The organism is Streptomyces sp. NPDC048171 (genome assembly GCF_043202655.1).
Taxonomy (GTDB): Bacteria; Actinomycetota; Actinomycetes; order Streptomycetales; family Streptomycetaceae; genus Streptomyces.
Map to the genome: position 1 here is coordinate 816,564 of NZ_JBIDAU010000002.1, position 17,864 is coordinate 834,427.

At 72.0% G+C, this 17,864-nt stretch carries 19 protein-coding genes and 1 riboswitch; of the genes, 12 read left to right on the forward strand and 7 right to left on the reverse strand.

Features of this window, described 5'->3' with window-relative positions:
- The first annotated feature begins 37 nt into the window (after positions 1-37).
- The 5 genes from ACGF3J_RS08120 to ACGF3J_RS08140 all read left to right on the forward strand — a co-directional run bounded on the left by ACGF3J_RS08120 (position 38) and on the right by ACGF3J_RS08140 (position 3,450).
- On the forward strand, positions 38-805 hold the full coding sequence (locus ACGF3J_RS08120; RefSeq protein ID WP_393853649.1) for an enoyl-CoA hydratase/isomerase family protein: 768 nt from the start codon (positions 38-40) through the stop codon (positions 803-805).
- A 262-nt stretch (positions 806-1,067) separates the two neighbouring features.
- Positions 1,068-1,571 carry an ATP-binding protein gene (locus tag ACGF3J_RS08125; protein WP_161329538.1) on the forward strand — a complete coding sequence of 168 codons (504 nt, stop codon included), beginning with the start codon at positions 1,068-1,070 and terminating at the stop codon, positions 1,569-1,571.
- A gap of 98 nt (positions 1,572-1,669) precedes the next feature.
- The gene (locus ACGF3J_RS08130; protein ID WP_161329537.1) at positions 1,670-2,281 is read left to right on the forward strand and encodes an ADP-ribosyltransferase; all 612 of its coding nucleotides are present in this window, start codon (positions 1,670-1,672) and stop codon (positions 2,279-2,281) included.
- 93 nt (positions 2,282-2,374) lie between these two features.
- Positions 2,375-2,590, forward strand: coding sequence for an EF-hand domain-containing protein (locus tag ACGF3J_RS08135; RefSeq protein WP_161329536.1), 216 nt, complete (start codon positions 2,375-2,377; stop codon positions 2,588-2,590).
- A 125-nt stretch (positions 2,591-2,715) separates the two neighbouring features.
- Positions 2,716-3,450 carry an NADPH-dependent F420 reductase gene (locus ACGF3J_RS08140; protein ID WP_393853650.1) on the forward strand — a complete coding sequence of 245 codons (735 nt, stop codon included), beginning with the start codon at positions 2,716-2,718 and terminating at the stop codon, positions 3,448-3,450.
- Between the two features lie 4 nt (positions 3,451-3,454).
- On the opposite strand, the gene ACGF3J_RS08145 is transcribed toward ACGF3J_RS08140, so the two are convergent.
- The gene (locus ACGF3J_RS08145; protein WP_386932069.1) at positions 3,455-4,012 is read right to left on the reverse strand and encodes a glycoside hydrolase family 25 protein; all 558 of its coding nucleotides are present in this window, start codon (positions 4,010-4,012) and stop codon (positions 3,455-3,457) included.
- Positions 4,013-4,190: 178 nt separating this feature from the next.
- Here ACGF3J_RS08145 and ACGF3J_RS08150 point away from each other — a divergent pair, with 178 nt between their 5' ends.
- Together ACGF3J_RS08150 and ACGF3J_RS08155 are read left to right on the forward strand one after the other, a co-directional pair.
- A complete protein-coding gene (locus tag ACGF3J_RS08150) occupies positions 4,191-4,925 on the forward strand; it encodes a D-Ala-D-Ala carboxypeptidase family metallohydrolase (protein WP_161329534.1) in 735 nt (244 codons plus the stop codon).
- 78 nt (positions 4,926-5,003) lie between these two features.
- The gene (locus ACGF3J_RS08155; protein WP_393853651.1) at positions 5,004-5,597 is read left to right on the forward strand and encodes a TetR/AcrR family transcriptional regulator; all 594 of its coding nucleotides are present in this window, start codon (positions 5,004-5,006) and stop codon (positions 5,595-5,597) included.
- 12 nt (positions 5,598-5,609) lie between these two features.
- Here ACGF3J_RS08155 and ACGF3J_RS08160 read toward each other — a convergent pair whose 3' ends face one another.
- A complete protein-coding gene (locus ACGF3J_RS08160; RefSeq protein WP_393853652.1) occupies positions 5,610-6,641 on the reverse strand; it encodes an SMP-30/gluconolactonase/LRE family protein in 1,032 nt (343 codons plus the stop codon).
- Positions 6,642-6,812: 171 nt separating this feature from the next.
- Here ACGF3J_RS08160 and ACGF3J_RS08165 point away from each other — a divergent pair, with 171 nt between their 5' ends.
- Positions 6,813-8,621 carry a flavin-containing monooxygenase gene (locus tag ACGF3J_RS08165; protein WP_393853653.1) on the forward strand — a complete coding sequence of 603 codons (1,809 nt, stop codon included), beginning with the start codon at positions 6,813-6,815 and terminating at the stop codon, positions 8,619-8,621.
- A 32-nt stretch (positions 8,622-8,653) separates the two neighbouring features.
- On the opposite strand, the gene ACGF3J_RS08170 is transcribed toward ACGF3J_RS08165, so the two are convergent.
- On the reverse strand, positions 8,654-9,433 hold the full coding sequence (locus ACGF3J_RS08170; RefSeq protein ID WP_393853654.1) for an SDR family NAD(P)-dependent oxidoreductase: 780 nt from the start codon (positions 9,431-9,433) through the stop codon (positions 8,654-8,656).
- Between the two features lie 160 nt (positions 9,434-9,593).
- On the opposite strand from ACGF3J_RS08170, the gene ACGF3J_RS08175 reads away from it, so the two are divergent.
- A complete protein-coding gene (locus ACGF3J_RS08175) occupies positions 9,594-10,220 on the forward strand; it encodes a TetR/AcrR family transcriptional regulator (protein WP_393853655.1) in 627 nt (208 codons plus the stop codon).
- A gap of 68 nt (positions 10,221-10,288) precedes the next feature.
- Here ACGF3J_RS08175 and ACGF3J_RS08180 read toward each other — a convergent pair whose 3' ends face one another.
- From ACGF3J_RS08180 to gcvT, 4 genes are all read right to left on the reverse strand, one after another.
- The gene (locus tag ACGF3J_RS08180; RefSeq protein WP_161327127.1) at positions 10,289-11,656 is read right to left on the reverse strand and encodes an L-serine ammonia-lyase; all 1,368 of its coding nucleotides are present in this window, start codon (positions 11,654-11,656) and stop codon (positions 10,289-10,291) included.
- 98 nt (positions 11,657-11,754) lie between these two features.
- Entirely contained in the window at positions 11,755-13,017 is a 1,263-nt protein-coding gene (gene glyA, locus ACGF3J_RS08185; protein WP_386932062.1) for a serine hydroxymethyltransferase, read from the reverse strand.
- 14 nt (positions 13,018-13,031) lie between these two features.
- Positions 13,032-13,409 carry a glycine cleavage system protein GcvH gene (gene gcvH, locus ACGF3J_RS08190; protein ID WP_122617587.1) on the reverse strand — a complete coding sequence of 126 codons (378 nt, stop codon included), beginning with the start codon at positions 13,407-13,409 and terminating at the stop codon, positions 13,032-13,034.
- Positions 13,410-13,521: 112 nt separating this feature from the next.
- Positions 13,522-14,640, reverse strand: a complete 1,119-nt coding sequence (gene gcvT, locus ACGF3J_RS08195; protein WP_161327131.1) for a glycine cleavage system aminomethyltransferase GcvT — start codon at positions 14,638-14,640, stop codon at positions 13,522-13,524.
- Between the two features lie 160 nt (positions 14,641-14,800).
- Positions 14,801-14,895, reverse strand: a riboswitch (glycine riboswitch).
- Between the two features lie 178 nt (positions 14,896-15,073).
- On the opposite strand from gcvT, the gene ACGF3J_RS08200 reads away from it, so the two are divergent.
- The 3 genes from ACGF3J_RS08200 to ACGF3J_RS08210 all read left to right on the forward strand — a co-directional run bounded on the left by ACGF3J_RS08200 (position 15,074) and on the right by ACGF3J_RS08210 (position 17,604).
- On the forward strand, positions 15,074-15,742 hold the full coding sequence (locus ACGF3J_RS08200; protein ID WP_161327133.1) for an AAA family ATPase: 669 nt from the start codon (positions 15,074-15,076) through the stop codon (positions 15,740-15,742).
- A gap of 74 nt (positions 15,743-15,816) precedes the next feature.
- Entirely contained in the window at positions 15,817-16,593 is a 777-nt protein-coding gene (locus tag ACGF3J_RS08205) for an enhanced serine sensitivity protein SseB (RefSeq protein WP_393853656.1), read from the forward strand.
- Between the two features lie 213 nt (positions 16,594-16,806).
- Complete coding sequence (locus ACGF3J_RS08210; RefSeq protein WP_393853657.1) at positions 16,807-17,604, forward strand: enhanced serine sensitivity protein SseB C-terminal domain-containing protein; 798 nt, start codon at positions 16,807-16,809, stop codon at positions 17,602-17,604.
- Positions 17,605-17,864 lie beyond the last annotated feature (260 nt).

Sequence of the window (17,864 nt, forward strand, 5' to 3'; positions counted from 1 at the left end):
GGGGCCCACATCGTTAGTCCCCGTTAACCTGCTGGGCATGACCGTGAATCTGGAAGTCGCCGACGGCGTCGGCACGCTGCGCCTGGACCGCCCGCCCATGAACGCCCTGGACGTCGCCACGCAGGACCGGCTCAAGGAACTCGCCGAGGAGGCCACCCGCCGCGACGACGTGCGCGCCGTGGTGATCTACGGCGGCGAGAAGGTGTTCGCGGCGGGCGCGGACATCAAGGAGATGCAGGCGATGGACCACGCGGCGATGATCGTGCGCGCCCGTGCCCTGCAGGACTCCTTCACCGCGGTGGCCCGCATCCCCAAGCCGGTGGTCGCGGCCGTGACCGGCTACGCGCTGGGCGGCGGCTGCGAACTCGCGCTCTGCGCCGACTTCCGCATCGCCGGGGAGAACGCCAAGCTGGGCCAGCCCGAGATCCTGCTCGGCCTGATCCCGGGCGCCGGCGGCACCCAGCGGCTCTCCCGGCTGGTCGGCCCCTCCCGGGCCAAGGACCTCATCTTCACCGGCCGGCAGGTGAAGGCCGAGGAGGCGCTGACGCTCGGCCTGGTCGACCGCGTGGTCCCGGCCGGGGAGGTCTACGCGCAGGCGCACGCCTGGGCCGCGCGGCTGGCCAAGGGGCCGGCCATCGCGTTGCGCGCGGCGAAGGAGGCCGTCGACACGGGCCTGGAGACGGACATCGAGACCGGCCTCGCCGTCGAACGCAACTGGTTCGCCGGTCTGTTCGCCACCGAGGACCGCGAACGCGGCATGCGCAGCTTCGTGGAGGACGGCCCCGGAAAGGCGAAGTTCGGCTGACAGGCTTGCAATTGACGCGATGTCTGATCCGGGTCCCTCGATGGGGCGGTTTATGGCAGCCTTAACGCACCATTAAGCGTGTCGTGTCGAGGGAGGCCGCCGCTTGTCTCCGGCCGAGTCGTCCGCCCAGGTCAGTGGGGCCTTTCCCGGTACTGAGCTGCCTCTGGCATATGCCGAGCGCCCCGCGTCGGGCCACGCCCGCGCGGGGGCGTATTCCCCGGGAACGGCCCCGGAGCCCCCCGGGGGCGGCCATGATGGGGGCATGGCGGGGCTGGAGGGTACGGAACAGCCGCGGGGAGCCGGACGTGCGACCGCGGCGCGCTGGTCGCCGGCGGTGGAGGACGAACGCGCGCACCAGGCGCTGGAGCTGTTCGGCAACCCCACGGAGCACGAGGTTCCGTTACCGTCCCGGCCCGAGTCCGCCGCCACCGCCCGCCGGCTGGCTCAAGTGGTGGCCCTGCGCCAGTGGCAGCTCGGCCCCAAGGTCACCGAGGACACCGTCCTGCTCGTCTCCGAGCTGGTCGGCAACGCCGTCCGGCACACCGGCGCCCGGGTGTTCGGTCTCCACATGCGCCGCCGCCCCGGCTGGATCCGCGTCGAGGTCCGCGACCCCTCCCGGGGGCTGCCCTGTCTGATGCCGGTGCAGGAGACGGACATCAGCGGGCGGGGCCTCTTCCTCGTGGACAAGCTGTCCGACCGATGGGGCGTCGACCTGCTGCCGCTCGGCAAGACGACGTGGTTCGAGATGCGGGTCGTGGACCGGTGAGTGGTCATCTGCCGCCGGTAGCAACCCCGTTCGCCGGACACGCCACCTACGGGTGAGAATGCGGAACGGGCAGCTCCGGTAACGGGATCGTGGACCTCATGATCACCACTCGTCTGCGCCGCAGGGCCGCCGCCGCCGTCCTGTCGCTCGCCGCCGTCTTCGCCACCTCGGCCGCCACCGTCCCCGGCTCGGCCGCCACCGCGACGGCGCCCGCCAAGGCCGCACCGGCCTGCCCCCAGTTCGACGACAGGACCAAGGCCGCCGCCGACCGCGGCGTCGACGTCGAGCGCATCACCCCCGAGCCGGTCTGGCGCACCACCTGCGGCACCCTCTACCGCAGCGACAGCCGGGGCCCGCAGGTCGTCTTCGAGGAGGGCTTCCACGCCAAGGACGTGTACAACGGCCAGTACGACGTCGAGAAGTACGTCCTGGTCAACCAGCCCTCGCCGTACGTCTCGACGAGCTACGACCACGACCTGTACAAGACCTGGTACAAGTCCGGCTACAACTACTACATCGACGCCCCCGGCGGCATCGACGTCAACAAGACCATCGGCGACAAACACAAGTGGGCCGACCAGGTCGAGGTCGCCTTCCCCGGCGGCATCCAGCGGCAGTACATCGTCGGGGTCTGCCCGGTCGACCGGAAGACCAAGACCGAGATCATGAACGACTGCGAGAGCAACCCGCACTACCGGCCCTGGCACTGACGCCGGAGTGCGGCCAGCTAGTCTGACTCGCGTCAGATTCGTCCACGGGGCGAGCAGAGCAGACCAGCTGAGCAGGGAATGAGGGGCGGACCGGTGGCGGACATCGAGGAAGCACGCAGGCAGTTCGACCGGATCGACACGGACGGTGACGGTTTCATCACCGCGGCCGAGTTCAAGAAGGCGCTGGCCCAGGGCGGCGACTGGAACGTCACCGAGTCGGTGGCCGAGGCGATCATCGCCAACCGCGACCTCGACGGCGACAAGCTGATGTCGTTCGAGGAGTTCTGGGCCCCCCTGAACAAGTCCTGAACCCGCGACACCCGCACCACGGGGGCGCCTCCCGGCCGGGCCGGAGGCGCCCCCGACGCGTACCCGCGGTTGCTGCGGCCGGGTGAAGCCGGGGCGGCACCGGAATAGGCCGCCGGGGACCGGGGTTGACCGGCTCGTCGGCGCGGTCGGCGCGCCGTCGACCCGGAACACCACCCCGAAGGGCCAGGCGACTCGGCATCATGAAGATCGGCATCATCGGCGCGGGCAACATCGGTGGCAACCTCACCCGGCGGCTGACCGCCCTGGGGCACGACGTCTCCGTGGCCAACTCGCGAGGACCCGAGACACTCGCCGCACTGGCCGAGGAGACCGGCGCCACGCCGGTCCTCGCCACGGAGGCCGCGCGCGGCGCCGAGGTGGTGGTCGTCACCGTTCCGCTGAAGGCGGTCCCGGATCTGCCGTCGGGCCTGTTCGACGGGGCGGCCGAGGGCGCGGCGGTCATCGACACCGGCAACTACTACCCGCAGCGGGACGGCAGGATCGCCGGCATCGAGGACGAGGGGCTCACCGAGAGCCGCTGGACCGAGGGCCACATCGGGCATCCGGTGATCAAGGCGTTCAACGGCACCTACGCCCAGGACATCCTCGACCGCCCCCGCCCGGCGGGCGCCCCCGACCGCCTCGCCCTGCCGGTCTCCGGCGACGACGGGGCGGCCAAGGCGAAGGTCCGCGCCCTGATCGACGAGCTCGGCTTCGACACCGTGGACACCGGAGGCATCGACGACTCCTGGCGCCAGCAGCCCGGCACCCCGGTGTACGGTCTGCGCGCGGGTGCCGACGGAGTCACCAAGGCGCTGGCCGAGGCGTCCCCGGAGCGCCCGGCGGACTTCCGGGGCTGACCTCTCAGGCGCTCTGCGCCCACTCCTTGAGGGCCGTCTTGCTCGCGAAGTCCCCGACGTTGGTGTCGATCGGGTCGTCCGTGTACTGGTGGAAGCGCCAGTCCGCCTGGATGCGCGGCTTGCCCGCCGTCACATAGTCGGCGATCCAGAGGCCGTCACCGGCGTACGAGGTCGTGTCGACGTTGAGCCAGAAGTTCCTGTTGCAATACAGGATGACCCGATTGTCCGGCCGCAGCGCCCGGACCTTCCGGATGAAGCTGTCCTTCTCCGCGTTGCTCGCGTGGGTGCCCTCGCCCGTCGTCTCCCAGTCGACGGCGAGGATGTCGCCCTTGCGGTCGGGGGCCTTGGAGACGAAGTACGAGGCCTGGGCGTCGAGGTTGCCCGGCCACAGGAAGTGGTAGAAGCCGACGACGAGCCCGGCGTCGCGGCCTCGCTTCGTCTGCGCCGCGAGCTTCGGGTTGACGTAGGTGCGGCCCTCCGTCGCCTTGACGAAGACGAAGGAGAGGCCGTCCGTGCCGTAACTGGACGACTGGTACGCGCTGACATCGATGCCGCGCAGCATGGGGCCTCCCTGAGGAGCTGTGGGGGGAATGGGAGTTGGTTATTCCCCACCATGGCACGGGTGATCCCCGGCCGAGGCGGAAACGTCGACTTGCCTTCTCCTGCGCGCTGTTGACGCGCGTAGCCCCGTCCCGCACGCTGGTCCGGTCCATGTTCGGCTCGACGGTCGGGAGGCCGGGATGTTCAGACGCGCGGCACGCCTGCTTCTCTCATTTGTCATGCTCATGGCTGGTGCGGCGGTGGGTGTGGGAGCCACCGCCACCGCCGCTCAGGCGGACTCCTGCTACACCTGGAACCGCACCCTCTCCCAGGGGTCGTCCGGCGGCGACGTCACCCAGCTCCAGATCAGGGTCGCGGGCTGGGTCACCTCGGGGGAGCGGCTCTCCTACGACGGCCAGTACGGCGCGCGCACCACCGCCGCCGTCAAGAAGTTCCAGTCCGCGTACGGACTGGCCGCGGACGGCGTCGCGGGACCGGCCACCTTCAGCAAGATCTACTCGCTCCAGGACGCGGACTGCACGCCCGTCCACTTCAGCTACGCGGAACTCAACAAGTGCAACTCCGACTGGTCCGGCGGCGCGGTCTCCGCCGCCACAGCCAAGTCGAACGCGCTGAAGACCATGTGGAAGCTGGAGGCGATGCGGCACGCCCTCGGGGACGTGCCGATCACCATCTCCAGTGGCTTCCGCTCCCGCGCCTGCAACAACGCCGTCGGCGGCTCGGCCACCAGCCGGCACCTCTACGGCGACGCGGCCGACCTCACCGGATCACCCAGCTTCTGCCGCCTGGCGCAGCAGTCCAGGACCCACGGCTTCTCGGAGATCCTCGGCCCGGGCTACCCCGGCCACAACGACCACACCCACGTGGCCTTCGACCCGTCGCCGTACTGGTCGGCGCCGAACTGCGGCATCTGACGGACCGGGGCCGGGCGCGGCAGCAGGCACGGCGTGCGGTCACGGCCGGCCCCGGCACCCGCCCGATACGCTCTCGGGGTGACGCAGCAACGCACCCGCGACGAACGGCGGCCCGCGAACGAAGGGCGCAGGGCCGCTGCCCGCAACCGGGCCGCGCTCATCGCCGCTGCCCGGGAGATCTACGCCGATTCCGGGCTGAACGCCCCGCTGTCCGCGATCGCGCGTCGGGCCGGCGTCGGTCAAGGGGTGCTGTACCGGCACTTCCCCGACCGGGCCGCCATGGCGACGGCGGTCCTGGAGGAGAACGTGCGGCAGATCGAGCAGGCCGCGGCGGAGCCGGGAGCGGACATCGTCGGAGTTCTGGGCGTTCTGACGTGGCACCAGACGCAGTCGGCGGCCTTCATCAGCCTGCTGCACGCGGACAGGGCGGGCGAGGTGTCCGCGGTCCCGGAGTACGCCTCCGCCCTGTCCGAGCGGGTCGAGCGGGCCCTGCGTGAACACCTGCCGGCCGGGCATCGGCTGGGCGGCGAGCGGGAGGACCTCATGGTCGCCGTCGCGATGGTCTCCGGTGCCGTCACCGGCCCCACCCGTGAGCACAGGGAGCGCCGGGCGCTGGCGGCCTGGCGGCTGCTCGGTGTCGAGGTGGGCGCGGTGCGGCCCTACGAGGGGTGACCGGCGGCGCGGTCAGCCGCCGTTGGACTGCCGTACGCCCCGCCCCAGTGCCTCGAAGCGGTACAGGTAGCCGCCGGCGGGGCCGCTGACGGTGAGGTAGGCCTCGGTGCCTCCGGGCGTGATCGCCACGTTGGTCGCGGACTGGAGGCCGGCGGCGGCGCGGGCGGGGACCTCGACGGTCGCCAGGCGTTCACCGTGCGGGCTGTACACGGCCATCGCGGGGCGGCCGTGCAGGGCCTGGTAGAGGTTTCCGTCCGCGTCCACGGCGATCGAGTCGGTCTGGGCGAGGCCGCCGTCGACCCGGACGGCGGTGTGCCGCGAGGCGACACCGCCCTCGTCGTCCAGGAGAAGGTAGGAGATCCGGTTCTCGGTCAGCTCGCTGAACCACAGTCCGCGGTACCGCGCGTCGAACGAGATCCCGTTCGGCGCCGCCAGCCCGGCCGCCAGCACCGTGGCGTGCTTCCCGGTCCGGTCGATGCGCACCACGCGGCCCTTCGGCTCTCCCTCGGACATCCCGCGGGAGTCGCTGACGTACAGGTTTCCCTCGCGGTCGAAGGCGAGGTCGTCGGGGTTCATCGGGGCGCCGTCGACCTCGCCGGAGAAGAAGGTCCGCGGGTCGCCGCCGTCCGGGGCCAGGCTGACGATGTCGCCGTGGGAGAAGTCCGTCAGGTAGATCCGTCCGTCGTACGGGCTGAACTGCGCTGACGTGTAGGTGCCGCGGTCGTCGGTGTGGACGGCGCGCGACGTCTTGCGGTGGACGTCGACGCGCAGCACCTTGGGCTCACCGGCCGGGGCGGTGACGTCGACGACGAGCAGGTCGCCGTTCTCGTCGAAGGTGGGCCCCTCCAGCAGGGTCATGCCGGTCTCCTCGTGGGTCCGCGTCAGCCGCATGGCCTTCTCCGCGCGGACGGTCCTGCCCTCGCCGGTCGAGGCCGCCGGCGTGTCCGCGGCCGGGCCCGTGGTGGTGGCGGTGCCGCACCCGGTGAGGGCCAGCAGGCCGGCCGCTCCGAGCGCGGTCAGGGATCGGATCGGGCGTCGTCGCATGGGGTCACTCTTCCTGTCCGGGGGATGCGGAAGCTGTCTCGATCGCAACCGGACAACACTGTCCGGTACTTGCTACGGTAGTGCATGCCTGCTCAAGTCCGTTGCTCCTGCGCACACTTCACGGGCGGTGCGGGCGTCTGGCAGTGAACCGGAAGGATCGAGGCCCCCCACATGACGAACACCGACGCGCTGTCCCCCGACGCGCTGGCCGAGCTGAGGCGGCGCTACCGCCTCGAACGGGAGCGCCGGGTAAGGCCCGACGGCGCCCGGCAGTACCTCGCCGCGGAGGCCCGGTTCGGCTACTACGCCGAAGACCCCTACGCGGGCGGGAAGTCCGGGCGCGAGCCGCTGCGGGACACCGTGGACGTCGTGGTCGTCGGCGGCGGGTTCGGCGGCATCCTCGCGGGTGCGCGGCTGCGTCAGCGGGGCGTCGGCCGCATCCGGATCGTCGAGAAGGGCGGTGACTTCGGAGGCACCTGGTACTGGAACCGGTACCCGGGCATCCACTGCGACGTCGAGTCGCACGTCTACCTGCCGATGCTCGACGAGACCGGGTACGTACCGGAGTGGAAGTACGCGCCCGGCGAGGAGATCCGCCGCCACGCGGTGCGGATCGCCGAGAAGTCCGGCCTCTGCGCGGACGCCTTGTTCTCCACGGCGGTGACGTCCCTGACCTGGGACGACACCTGTGGTGCGTGGACCGTCACGACCGACCGGGGCGACGAGTTCCGCGCGACGTACGTCGTCACGGCCACCGGCACCCTGACCGAGCTCAAGCTGCCCGGCATCCCCGGGATCGAGGAGTTCGAGGGTCACACCTTCCACACCTCGCGCTGGGACTACGCGTACACGGGAGGGACCCCCCAGGGCGGTCTGACCCGTCTCGCGGACAAGCGGGTGGGGGTCGTGGGCACCGGCGCCACCGGTATCCAGGTCGTCCCCGCGCTGGCCGAGGACGCCGGACACCTCTTCGTCTTCCAGCGCACGCCGTCCACGGTGGACGTCCGCGGCAACCGGCGCACCACCGCACGGGACGTCGGCGCGGACCGCGACGGCTGGGCGCGGGAGCGCCGCGACAACTTCCTGCGCATCGTCTCCGGCGAGCACGTGGACGACGACCTCGTGGCGGACCGGTGGACCTCGTCGGCCGGCCTCCTGGAGAAGCTCCTGCCGAGTTTCCGGCGGCAAGGGGACCCGGCGGCCTTCGAGGCGGCCTACGAGGCCGCGGACGCCGCGAAGATGAACGAGATCCGTGCCCGCGTCGAGCAGGTCGTCACGGACCCGGACACGGCCGAGCGGCTCAAGCCCTGGTACCGGTACGCCTGCAAGCGTCCCACGTTCTCCGACCTGTACCTCCAGGCCTTCAACCGGGACAACGTCACCCTGGTCGACACCGCCGACACCCAGGGCATCGAGCGGATGACCGCACGCGGTGTAGTGGTCGGCGACACCGAGTACGCCCTCGACTGCCTGATCTTCGCGACCGGATTCTCCGTCGGGAACTCCGGCGTCCACTCCGGCCGGCTGCCCGTGCACGGCAGGGACGGGGTCCCGCTGCGGGACGCCTGGCGGGAGCGGGGGCCGCGCACGCTGCACGGGTTCACGACCAACGGCTTCCCGAACCTGATCCAGCTGGGGGGCGTCCAGGGTGCCGCCAGCGTCAACTTCACCCACGTGCTGGACGAACACGCCGTGCACGCCGCGGCGTTGGTGGCCGCCGCCGAGGACCGGGGTGCGGTGATCGAGCCGTCCCGCGAGGCCGAGGACGCCTGGCTCGCGGTGCTGGCCGAGCACGCCCCGGACCACGAGTGGTTCCACGCCGAGTGCACCCCCGGCTACTACAACGGCGAGGGGCGCGGCCGTCCCAACGGCCCGACCGCCTACCCGCACGGCGCGTTCGCCTTCCACGAGCTCTTGAAGGCGTGGCGCGAGACGTCTCTGGACGAGGTCCTCACGCCCGGTGGGCGGGCGCGGACCTGAGCCTGCGTTCCGGCCGGGGACGCGGAGGCCGGTCAGACGGCGGACCAGCCGTCGTCGACCGGCAGGATCGCGCCGTTGACGTTGCTCGCGGCGTCCGAGGCGAGGAAGAGGATCGCGGCCGCCTGCTCCTCCGGCCGTGACACCCGGCCGAGGTTGACGAAGTGCGGACCGATCGCCGCCGGGCCGTGGGCCGTCGGGTCGGCCCGCACTCCGATCGCGGTCGCCGTGCCGCCCGGGCAGATCGCGTTGGACCGGATGCCGTTGCTGCGGTACATCACCGCCAGCGATTTCGTCAGTCCCACCACGCCGTGCTTGGACGCCGTGTACGCGGCACCCGCCGCGCTGCCGCGCAGGGCGGCCTCGGACGCGGTGTTCACTATGGCGCCCCGGCCCGCGGCCAGCATGTGCGGCAGTACGGCGCGGGTGAGCAGGAAGGGGGCGGTGAGGTTGACCCGGATGAGCCGTTCCCATTCGGCGTCGCTCACGTCGGCCAGGGCCGACATGCTGTCCATGATCCCCGCGTTGTTGACCAGGACGTCCACGCCGCCGAACCGCTCGACGGCCGTCGCCGTGACGCGGTCCACCACGCTCTGCTCGCTGAGGTCGCCCGTGACGGCCACCGCCGTGCCGCCCGACCGCTCGATCTCCTCGACGGTCGCCGCGGCCCCGTCGGCGTTGAGGTCGGCCACCACGACACGGTCGCCCTGGGCGGCGAAGGCGAGGGCGGCCGCGCGGCCGATGCCCGATCCGGCTCCGGTGACGATCACGCCGCGTCCGTTCGGATGGCCGGTGTCGGCGGTGTCGCCGTTCATGAGGTGCTCCGTCCACTGAGGTGCCTGTCGGTGCGGTGGGACGCTGCGCCACCGCACCGACACCCTAGCCCCTTTATGTCTCTGAGTGACATAAAGTCGTGGCGTCCCGAACCGAAGGGGGAGAATGGACGCGGCATCGACCACAGGGGCCGGAGGACAGATGACCGCAGCGAGCGGACGGACGGGACGGCCGCCGTTGACCGAGGAGCGAAAGACCGCCATCCGGCTGGAGATCGCCAGGGCGGCGGTCGACCTGTTCGTCGACCAAGGGGTCGCCGCGACCACCGGAGAGCAGATCGGACGGGCGGTCGGTGTCTCGGCCCGCACCGTCTGGCGCTACTTCCCCACCAAGGAGAGCTGCGTACGGCCGCTGCTGGCGACCGGCGTCGACACGATCGCCGAGGCCCTGCGGCACTGGGAACACGGGCGCCCCCTGCCGGAGGCCTTCGGCGAGTTGTGGGCCGGCGACGCCGCCCTGCCCGGCCCCGACGTCGGCGCCCTGCTCCGCCTGGCCCGGACCGAGGCGGGCTTGCGCGCGGTCTGGCTGCAGACCCACGACGAGGCCGAACCCGTCTTCGCGCGGGCCCTCGCCGAGCGGGCCGGACTCCCCGCCGACGACGTACGGCCGGCCGTCTGGGCCGCCATGCTCAACGCCGCCCTGCGCGCGGCGGTCGAGCACCACGCCTTTCGCGCCGCCGGGCCGGGCGCCGACGCCGCGTCCGCGCGGGCGGACCTGGCGAGAACCGTGCGGACCGCGCTCGCCGTCGCGGCGGCGGGCATCGTCTGACGCGGCGGGACCGGGGGACGGAGAGCCGTGCCCCCGTCACACGGAGCGGAGCCGCGCCGCTCCGGCCGTCAGCACTCGATGATGTTCACCGCGAGCCCACCCCGCGCCGTCTCCTTGTACTTCACGGACATGTCGGCGCCGGTGTCCTTCATGGTCTTGATGACCTTGTCGAGGGAGACCTTGTGGGAGCCGTCGCCGCGCATCGCCATCCGGGCCGCCGTGACCGCCTTCACCGCGGCCATGCCGTTGCGCTCGATGCACGGGATCTGGACGAGGCCGCCGACCGGGTCGCAGGTGAGGCCGAGGTTGTGCTCCATGCCGATCTCGGCGGCGTTCTCCACCTGCTCGGGGGAGCCGCCCAGCACCTCGGCGAGGGCGCCCGCCGCCATCGAGCAGGCGGAGCCGACCTCGCCCTGGCAGCCGACCTCGGCGCCGGAGATGGAGGCGTTCTCCTTGAAGAGCATGCCGATCGCGCCGGCCGCGAGCAGGAAGCGGACCACGCCGTCCTCGTCGGCGCCGGGCACGAAGTTGACGTAGTAGTGCAGGACGGCCGGGATGATGCCCGCCGCGCCGTTCGTCGGGGCGGTGACGACCCGGCCGCCGGCCGCGTTCTCCTCGTTCACGGCCATCGCGTAGAGGGTGATCCACTCCATGGCCAGGGCCTGCGGGTCGCCCTCGGAGCGCAGCTTGCGGGCGGTGTTGGCGGCGCGGCGGCGGACCTTCAGGCCGCCGGGGAGTATGCCCTCGCGGGTCATGCCGCGGTCCACGCACGCCCGCATCACGCGCCAGATCTCCAGCAGGCCGGCGCGGATCTCGTCCTCGTCGCGCCAGGCCCGCTCGTTCTCCAGCATCAGGGCGGAGATCGACAGGCCGGTGTCCCGGGCCAGGCGCAGCAGCTCGTCGCCGGTGCGGAAGGGGTACTTGAGCACCGTGTCGTCGAGCACGATGCGGTCCGCGCCCACCGCGTCCTCGTCGACGACGAAGCCGCCGCCGACCGAGTAGTACGTCTTGGTCAGCACCTCGGCGCCCTCGGCGTCGTACGCCCACAGGGTCATGCCGTTGGCGTGGTAGGGGAGGGTCTCGCGGCGGTGCAGGACCATGTCGTCGTCGTAGGCGAAGGCGATCTCGTGCTCGCCGAGCAGGCGGATGCGGCCCGAGGACCTGATCGTCTCGACGCGGTCGTCGGCCGTCTCCACGTCCACCGTGCGCGGCGAGTCGCCCTCCAGGCCGAGCAGCACCGCCTTGGGGGTGCCGTGGCCGTGTCCGGTGGCGCCGAGCGAGCCGTACAGCTCGGCCCGGACGGAGGCGACGGAGTCCAGCAGCTCCTCGTTGCGCAGGCGGCGGGCGAACATGCGGGCCGCGCGCATCGGGCCGACCGTGTGCGAGCTCGACGGGCCGATGCCGATCGAGAACAGGTCGAAGACCGAGATGGCCACGGGGGTCTCCTCAGAACGGGGGTGGTGCAGAGGGTGGTGCTTCAGGGCGGGGCGCCGGGCTCGCTTGTGGCGGGCGCGGCGCCCCGATCACGCGGTGTCTACTTGTTCAGACCCGGGTACAGCGGGTGCTTGTCGGCCAGGGCCTTCACCCGGGCGGTCAGCGCCTCGGCGTCGTAGGACGGCTTCAGCGCCTCGGCGATCACGTCCGCGACCTCGGCGAAGTCCTCGGCCGTGAAGCCGCGGGTCGCCAGGGCCGGCGTACCGATGCGCAGCCCGGAGGTCACCATCGGCGGACGCGGGTCGTTCGGGACGGCGTTGCGGTTGACCGTGATGCCGACCTCGTGGAGGCGGTCCTCGGCCTGCTGGCCGTCCAGCTCGGAGTCGCGCAGGTCGACCAGGACCAGGTGGACGTCCGTGCCGCCGGTCAGGACCGACACGCCCGCCGCCTTCGCGTCGTCCCGCACCAGGCGCTCGGCCAGGATGCGGGCACCGTCCAGCGTACGGGTCTGGCGCTCCTTGAAGTCCTCGCTCGCGGCGACCTTGAAGGCGACGGCCTTGGCGGCGACCACGTGCTCCAGCGGTCCACCCTGCTGACCGGGGAAGACGGCGGAGTTGATCTTCTTGGCCAGGTCGGCAGTGGAGAGGATCACACCGCCGCGCGGGCCGCCCAGCGTCTTGTGGGTCGTGGTGGTGACCACGTGGGCGTGCGGCACCGGGTTCGGGTGCAGGCCCGCCGCGACCAGACCGGCGAAGTGCGCCATGTCGACCATGAGGTACGCGCCGACCTCGTCGGCCACCTTGCGGAAGGCGGCGAAGTCCAGCTGCCGGGGGTAGGCCGACCAGCCGGCGACGATCAGCTTCGGCCGGTGCTCCTTGGCGAGGCGCTCCACCTCGGCCATGTCGACCTGGCCGTCGTCACCGACGTGGTACGGGACGACGTTGTAGAGCTTGCCGGAGAAGTTGATCTTCATGCCGTGGGTCAGGTGCCCGCCGTGGGCGAGGTTCAGACCCATGATCGTGTCACCGGGCTTGAGCAGCGCGTGCATCGCGGCGGCGTTGGCCTGGGCGCCGGAGTGCGGCTGCACGTTGGCGTGCTCGGCGCCGAAGAGCGCCTTGACCCGGTCGATGGCGATCTGCTCGACCACGTCGACGTGCTCGCAGCCGCCGTAGTAGCGGCGGCCGGGGTAGCCCTCGGCGTACTTGTTGGTCAGGACCGAGCCCTGGGCCTCCATGACCGCGACGGGCGCGAAGTTCTCGGAGGCGATCATCTCCAGGGTGGACTGCTGGCGGTCCAGCTCGGCGTCGACGGCGGCGGCGACGTCGGGGTCGAGCTCGTGCAGGGGTGTGTTCAGAAGCGACATACGTCCGTGACTCCTCAGGCGCCCGCGAATGCGGTGTACTCGTCGGCGGAGAGCAGGTCGCCCGGCTCGTCCGTGACCCGGACCTTGAACAGCCAGCCGCCCTCGAAGGGGGCGCTGTTCACCAGCGACGGGTCGTTGACGACGTCCTCGTTGATCTCGGTGACCTCACCGGAGACGGGGGAGTACAGGTCGGAGACGGACTTGGTCGACTCCAGTTCGCCGCAGGTCTCGCCCGCGGACACCGAGTCGCCGACCTCGGGAAGCTGCACGAAGACGACGTCACCGAGCGCGTTGGCCGCGTGCTCCGTGATGCCGACCGTCGAGGCGCCGTCCTCGGCGGCCGACAGCCACTCGTGCTCCTTGCTGTAGCGCAGCTGCTGGGGGTTGCTCATGGCCTGAATTCTCCTGTACGCGGGTGACTGCTGATGAATGGGGGGACTGCTGACACTGCCGTTGAGCAGCAAGGACACGCGCGGGGGGCCGGTGGCCTCCCGCCCTCAGTGTCTACTTCTGGCGCTTGTAGAAGGGCAGTGCCACGACCTCGTACGGCTCGTGGCTGCCCCGGATGTCCACGCCCACACCCTCGGTCCCCGGTGCCGCGTGCGCCGCGTCGACGTACGCCATGGCGATCGGCTTGCCCAGCGTGGGGGAGGGGGCGCCGGAGGTGACCTCGCCGATCACCTCGCCGCCGGCGACGACCTGGTACCCGGCGCGCGGGACCCGGCGGCCCTCGGCGACCAGGCCGACCAGCACGCGGGGCGGGTTCTGCTCGGCCTCGGCGGCGGCCCCGGTCAGCGCGGCGCGCCCGACGAAGTCGCCCTCCTTCTCGAACTTCACCACCCGGCCGAGCCCGGCGTCGAAGGGCGTCAGCGAGGTCGTCAGCTCGTGCCCGTACAGCGGCATGCCCGCCTCCAGGCGGAGCGTGTCCCGGCAGGACAGGCCGCAGGGGACGAGACCGACGCCCTGGCCCGCCTCGGTCAGCGCCTGCCACAGCTCGACGGCGTGCTCCGGCTTCACGAACAGCTCGAAGCCGTCCTCACCGGTGTAGCCGGTGCGTGCGATCAGCGCCGGGACACCGGCCACCGTGCCGGGCAGACCGGCGTAGTACTTCAGGCCGTCCAGGTCGGCGTCGGTGAGGCTCTTGAGGATGCCCGGGGACTCGGGGCCCTGCACGGCGAGCAGCGCGTAGGCGTCGCGGTCGTCGCGCACCTCGGCGTCGAAGCCAGCCGCCCGCTCGGTCAGCGCGTCGAGCACGGTCTGCGCGTTGCCGGCGTTGGCGACGACCATGTACTCGGCGTCTGCCAGCCGGTAGACGATCAGGTCGTCCAGGATGCCGCCGTCCTCGCGGCAGATCATGGTGTAGCGGGCGCGGCCCGGCTTCACGCCGCCGATGTTGCCGACCAGCGCGAAGTCCAGCAGCGCGGCGGCCTGCGGCCCGGTGACGGTGATCTCGCCCATGTGCGAGAGGTCGAAGAGACCGGCCCGGGTGCGCACCGCGACGTGCTCGTCACGCTCGGAGGCGTAGCGCAGGGGCATGTCCCAGCCGGCGAAGTCGGTCATCGTCGCGCCCAGCGCGCGGTGGGTGGCGTCGAGCGCGGTACGGCGGATATTCGAACTGCTCATCGGTCGGTCGTCTCCCAGGACAGGACGGCACGGGCGAGGTCGGTCCTCCCCATCTGTCATCGGAACCTGAGAGGTTCGCCACGACCACCGGAGTACGGCGATCAGGGCTTGCACCTTGGGTGGGGCAGCCGTCGGACGGCGGCCCGCTTTTCAGATGTGCCTCGCCCGCGCGGTAACGGGGGCCTGAGAGATTCAAGGGAGGGACTTGCTCCTTCGGCGCCCCGGCGTGGCCGGGGACTCTCCCGCGCGGATTCAAACGGCCGGTATGCAGTTGGCGCCGCCATCATTGCACGACCGGCCGATTCGTGGCAGACCGTGATCTGTAACCGGCTTGTGGCAGTTGGCGAACGAAATCGCGAGACCCGCGCATTACCTTCTCTTTACACTCGACGGGGATGGGAACTCGTGAACCGCCCCAGGGGAGACGATCACGGTGAACAGGACCACGGCCTACGCCACGACCTCGGGCCTCGCGCTGCCCGAGCAGCCCTCAGCCCCGGCCCCTCAATCGTGTGCCGAACGGCCCGCGCCCGTCGTCCGCGACCTGCGCGAGCGGGACGGGCACGGCCCGCACGCCCTGCTCTTCGGACCCCGGGACCTGGTGGTGATCACCGGCCTGCCCGGCAGCGGCAAGTCCACCCTGATGGCGCGCACCGTGCGCGGCCCGCGCATCGACTCCCAGGACACCCGGGACCGCTGGGAGCGCCGCATGCCGGGCTTCCTGCCGTACGCGCTCTACCGCCCCCTGGTCCGCCTCGCCCACTACGCGGGGCTCCGCAAGGCGCTGCGCTCCGGCGAGGGCGTCGTCGTGCACGACTGCGGCACCCAGTCCTGGGTGCGCGGCTGGCTGGCCCGGGAGGCCCGCCGCCGCGACGGCACCCTGCACCTGCTGCTCCTCGACGTCGGCGTCGACCAGGCCCTGGCCGGGCAGCGCGAGCGCGGCCGCGGCGTCTCCCGGTACGCGTTCCTGCGGCACCGCGCGGCCAACTCCCGCCTGCTGCGCGCCGTGACCGGGGGCGCCCTGCCCGCCGGCTGCACCTCGGCGATCGTCCTGGACCGGGCGGCCGCGGACGCCCTCCGCCGCATCGCCTTCACCGGATGACGGACCGCGGGGAGCCGGGCCGAACGGGTTAGCCTTTCCAGCCAGGACAGCGGTACCAGGCAGGCGGTAGGCAGATGGACTTCCCGGGGTTCCCGGCACAGGCACACCCCCACCCGCACGGCGGTTGGCCCGGCAACGAACTGGAGGAGGTGCTCTCCGCCTCCCTCGGCATACCGGGCGCCGGCGGGCGGATCGTGGAGGTGCTCGGCCGCAGCTTCCTCTGGATCCCCCTGCCGAACGGCGGCGGCCCGCACAGCGGCCCCCTCGACCTGCCCTCCCTGGAGATCGACGGCCAGGCCTACGTGCCGGTGTTCAGCTCCGAGGAGCAGCTCCGCCAGATCGCCGGGGCGCAGATGGCGTACACCGTCGCCCCCGCCGCGGAGTTCGCCCGCGGTCTGCCCCCGCAGGTCGGCATCGCCGTGAACCCGGAGGGCGTGGTCGGCATCCCGCTGCCGCCGCCCGCCGTGGCCGAGCTGTGCCGGGCCGGCCGCACCCCGCTGGACGGGCCCGCGTCCGGCGGCCGGGTGCGCCTCTTCGAACCGGACTGGCAGGACGACCCGGTCGACTTCCTCGCCGCGGCCTCCGCCGAGTTCGCCGCCACCGGCGTGGTGCGCACCGCCCGCCGCTGCCTGGCCGCCGTCGAGACCGCCGACCCCACCCTGTTCGTCGGCGTCGAACTCACCCACTGGGAGGGCGACGCCCGAGCCCTCCCCCTGGAGGCCCTGGGCCGAGCCCTCACCACCGCCCCGCCGAAGTGGCCGGTCAACCTGGTCCTCCTGGAGGCCGCCCAGGACCCGGTCTGCGACTGGATGAGGGACAGGGTCCGCCCCTTCTACGACCGGGACTTGTAAACGTCTACGACCGGGACTTGCGAACGCCGGTCAGGGCAGCGCCACCAAGGGGCGCGGGTCTGTGACGTGTGCGGCTCCGCCGCGTGGCCGCGACAAGCCACGACGCACCCGCACCCGCAGGACGACCGCGCCCCCCGAGCTCATAGGCGCCCCCCACCCCGCGGAGCCGTAAGCTGTTTCCACGACCGGGAACTTCCAGAAAGGGCCACAGACGTGAGCGCCAGCGGCACCACGACCGGGCAGGTCGAGCACATGCTGCGCCAGGTGACGCCCGGGCGCTACGACGCCTACGAGGCCCTGCTGCGCGCGCTCGCCACCCCCACCTCCGGCCAGGTCTGGATGCTGCTGTGGCAGGGCCAGGCCGGCTCCCCGGACGCCCAGTACGGAAACATGGAGGTCGAGGGCTACGGCTACGCGCCGTGCGTCACCTCCGCCCAGGAGCTGTCGGCCAGCGGCTGGAACAGGTCGTACGAGGTGGTCGACGGCCTGGAGGCGGCCCGCGCCCTCTACCCGGACCACTTCGGCCTCTGGCTCAACCCGCACGCTCCCGGCGGCGGCGTCGGCATCCCCTGGCCGGATCTGCGCCGGATCGCCTCCGGCCTGGACCGCCAGCCCGCCGGACCCCTGCGGCTGTCCGAACCGGCCATCGAGATCCCCCAGTTCTACGCCCTGCTCACGCAGAACGCCCACCGCACCCCGGCGGTCCGCGCGCTGCGCCGCGCCTGGGTGCAGCCCGCGCTCGGGGCGCCGTACCTCGCCATCGGTCTCGAGGTCTACGACACCTCCCCGCCGGCCGTCGACGCGGTGCGCGCGATGATGCAGCAGTCCGTCGGCGCGGTACCGGACGGGCTCGCGGTGTCGACGGTGGCGATGACCGACATCCACGACCCGGTCGCCATGTGGCTGCGCGCCCACGCCCGTCCGTTCTACGACCGCGAGGCCCACGGCCCCGCCCCGGCCCAGGCACCGGTGGGCGGGTACGGATACCCTCCGGCCGGGGGCCGGTACTGACGGTCGCGGGCCCGGCCCCGGGGTGACCGGTGGCGATCTTCGCGCGTAGATGAGGGTGCAAAGCACCGCCTTGTCCCCTCTGTCCCAACTCATCCGCGTCCGGCCCCCGTTACCCACTGTCCGGATAACGGAACACCTCGAACAGCATCACGGTTGCGCATCCATTCACCGTCAAGTCTGGCTACAGATCGCCAAAGCGTTGAAGACTCCCGCAACAAGGGGTGGATGCTCGCCCCTTTGTACGACGGACGGATCACGCC